The 515-nt window shown below is 41.4% G+C and carries 1 protein-coding gene; it reads right to left on the bottom strand.

The annotated features are described in order from the left end of the window. On the bottom strand, nt 1–482 hold a 482-nt coding region (locus ACRCJ0_RS19315), incomplete at its 3' end, for an endolytic transglycosylase MltG (RefSeq protein ID WP_431391843.1). Between the last annotated feature and the right edge of the window lie 33 nt (nt 483–515).

Here is a 515-nt window from a genome sequence, read left to right as displayed (position 1 = left end):
ACAGTTGATGACAACTCATAAGTTGCTGGGTATAAGTAGCCTTCCAACTTGTAGCGCACGTCGTCATTTTCAGATACGTCAGTCAATAATTCTGGGTATGTCGCCAATAATTCATCAAATAAACCGTCATCCGTCATTTGTGCTAAGGCATCTTCTTGTTCAATGCCAAGTGCATCTGCAATAATTTGCGAAATGGCCTCTAGCGATGAACCTTCAGGAATAGCCACTGAGTCAACTTGAGCTGTAGCCCCTTGTTGTAGCTCGTTATTAGCATCTGTATAGCCTATATTCTTGTGTAAGGTGTAAGTACCCGCTTCAATCGCGTCATTCCCAAAGAATCTTAAATAAGTTGTAAAAAGGAAATCGTTAAAGATAATGCCTTCATCATCCAAGATGCTTGCAATATCGGCTGTTGTCGACCCTTCTGGTATGGTAACCTCGACTGTTTCGTCCGAGCTACCGATACCTCCTGTAAAAATCATAAACGTTAGGGATAAACCAACAACCACAATAAA

The sequence above is a fragment of the Aerococcus sp. L_32 genome (genome assembly GCF_050689315.1).
The sequence above is the reverse complement of the archived record's forward strand: the minus strand, read 5'-3'. Positions and strand labels throughout refer to the sequence as shown.